Genomic DNA, 2,623 nt, shown 5'->3' on the forward strand with positions numbered 1-2,623 from the left:
TTCGCAAAGTTTAGTTCGGCTTAAAATTGTCGCTCGGTGCCTCGCGACTAACAAACTGCTCAAGAGGGATTCGCAACGCGTGGCATTTTTACTATGCGTTGAATTTAGTGATTAAGGTGGTTTGCGGCGGCTTTTGTATTGCGTTGCTCACCCCTTAGCAGGGCGTTAGGCCTCATTTTCAAGTAAAGGTATTAGTTTGAAAAATAAAATAACAATGAATAAATCTCGTTCGAGAGGTATTGCCGGAACTTACATCTATATCAAAGATGTTCCAGATGGTTTGTCAAAAGAGAAGATAAAAACTTTCCTTGACGAGAAAGTAAGCTTTTGGGCTGAAGATAAGTTCAAGACCTCCGTCAGAGTTGTTGTTGAGGTCGAAGAAGGCTCGATAAAAGTTAAAATAGGAATAGGTGCTGTAGCGCTATATACGATGGTAGCTAACTATGGCAGCTTCAGAACTGGCATAGACTACATTGTCAAAGATGCACGTGCATTTTCTGAATATGTTATTGAACAGACGAAGACTCAAGAGCACATACCTGATGGTTCTATATCACGCACTGAGAAACGGCTTGGGGTCCCAGGGAAAATACAACGTTATTTAAAGGAAATTGATAAGTTAAATAGCCATGACCTGAGTCATAACGAGCGTCAGCAAAAGTTAGAGGAACTAAAAGAAGAGTTCTTAAATATTATGGAGTTATTGGAAGACGACAGAGATAGGAATTCATTTGCTGAAGCAATTCCTGTGCACTGTAAACCGCCAGCTAACCAGCCTTGGCCAGAGCCAATATATGGGGCATTTACACTGCAATCATACCGAGATGAAGACGATTTTTAAGTAGTGCACCGTTGGAGGCCTAACAAAGCGTTTAAGGCGGATTCACAACGCTTGGCGACTTCAGTTTAAATTGAATTTAGTGTTTAAGGTACAATGGTTTAGGTTTGGTGGTAGGCGTTGTTCACCACTTAACGCGGCGTTAGGCGAAAAGAATAAAAGTCGAGATAAAATACAATGACTACTCCAAGTACGATAGATGTATTAACCATGTTAGGTAGTTGGTTTTCCGGACTAGGAGCAACTGCTGCTGTTGTATATTCAGTAAATATAAACCGCAGTGGTTTGAAGTGCTATGCGAAAAGACTGAGTAATCAAAAAATAATTAAAGTAGAATGGATTAATCATAAGCCAGTTAAGGCTTATATAACTGATATTCGCCTAGAATTGGTTGATGGCTCGATATTGTCGGAACATAGCTCAGTTAGACTTACTGACTATAAAGAAAAATTAAATGTGTGTATTGAACCGGGGCAGAGAGATATTATCACGTTCGCTTTTGATAACCTTGCACAACCATATACAGTCATTTTCCCTTGGTACAAAGTTTCTGAGTTTGTGACAATGCCGAGGGTAAGAATCAGTATATACATTATGAATGGTAGGCGTATAGACATAGCACTACCGGACGACTTTTATAGTTACTATTGTGACGAACAATTACGTCGTAGCGAAGAGGAAACAAAGTTCTATCACTGTTACAGTCTAAAAGATATGAAAAACAAAATTGATAGCTATGTTAAAATTTACGGCATTTTCCTTAAAATAAGCAAACCAACTAAAAGTCTTAAAGGTATGCTGTCTCGTTTTAAATCTCTTAAAATCGAGTCTGAGCATTGGCGATAATTTCGCCTAACAAACTGTTCAAGAGGGATTCGCAACGCGTGGCATTTTCACTATGCGTTGAATTTAGTGATTAAGGTGGTATGCGGCGGCTTTTGTATTGCGTTGCTCACCCCTTAACAGGGCGTTAAATTAATTTGGTGAGTTCAGTTGAAAAAACTAAAAATTGAAGAAATAGAACGCGCGCGAGTTTGCGTATTGCAGAATGCACAAAGTCTATTCGATGAGGCTGTTTTGTTAGAAAAGCATGGATTTTATGCTCGTTCTTACACGCTAGCTCATATTTGCAATGAGGAACTGTCAAAGATTCCAATGTTAGTCGGTACAGCTATGGACATAATCAATGGAGATAGCGTTGACTGGAAAAAACTAAATCGAAGATTAACTAGTCATATCGAAAAGCTGAATGCGATGCATATGCAATATTACTTATCTAGTGAGATACCCGCTGACAATTCTGACGTAACCGCCTACGAAGATTCAATGAAATCTACTCCGCGTTTAAATGATGATAAAAACAACAGTTTGTATGCAGGGCTTGTAAATAATAAATTTACTCAACCAAGTCTGCTTTTCAATAAAGAGAAAGTGGCAGTTACACTTGCACAGGTTAAAGAGAGACTTGAGTATTTCGTAGATGCTGAAGCTAAAACAGTTGGGAAGACTGCTGAATTTAAAGAAGCTCTAGCAAGTCGTAGTCAGTTGAAAAAATTAATTTAACAAACTGTTCAAGAGGGATTCGCAACGCGTGGCATTTTTACTATGCGTTGGTTTAAGTGATTATGGTGGTATGCGGCGGCTTCGGTATTGCGCTGCTCACCCCTTAACAGGGCGTTAGCACTGGGTTGGAATCAGAGGTCAAAAGTCTTGATGTTTATTGGTTTCTTTTTTCAGCTTTACACCTGATCAAATGTGCCTTTCAGGTTCGCTCCGGTGGCACTA

General features: G+C 39.3%; 3 protein-coding genes. All 3 read left to right on the forward strand.

Annotated features, from left to right (window positions below; translation table 11 throughout):
* Window positions 1-196: 196 nt before the first annotated feature.
* The 3 genes from NL646_RS23205 (at window position 197) to NL646_RS23220 (ending at window position 2,401) form a co-directional block, all read left to right on the forward strand.
* A complete protein-coding gene (locus NL646_RS23205) occupies window positions 197-841 on the forward strand; it encodes a hypothetical protein (RefSeq protein WP_140191057.1) in 645 nt (214 codons plus the stop codon).
* A gap of 174 nt (window positions 842-1,015) precedes the next feature.
* Window positions 1,016-1,684 carry a hypothetical protein gene (locus tag NL646_RS23210; protein ID WP_253664753.1) on the forward strand — a complete coding sequence of 223 codons (669 nt, stop codon included), beginning with the start codon at window positions 1,016-1,018 and terminating at the stop codon, window positions 1,682-1,684.
* 147 nt (window positions 1,685-1,831) lie between these two features.
* Window positions 1,832-2,401: an AbiV family abortive infection protein gene (locus tag NL646_RS23220; RefSeq protein WP_253664754.1), complete on the forward strand. Its 570-nt coding sequence runs from the start codon at window positions 1,832-1,834 to the stop codon at window positions 2,399-2,401.
* The last annotated feature ends 222 nt before the right edge of the window (window positions 2,402-2,623 follow it).

Origin of the sequence: Vibrio sp. Y20_XG_PY13, from assembly GCF_024181925.1 — a bacterium.
Classification (GTDB): domain Bacteria; phylum Pseudomonadota; class Gammaproteobacteria; order Enterobacterales; family Vibrionaceae; genus Vibrio; species Vibrio parahaemolyticus.

Excerpts from the sequence above, each read along its gene's own strand:
- NL646_RS23210 (WP_253664753.1), top strand. The coding sequence starts at position 1,016 with ATGACTACTCCAAGTACGATAGATGTATTAACCATGTTAGGTAGTTGG.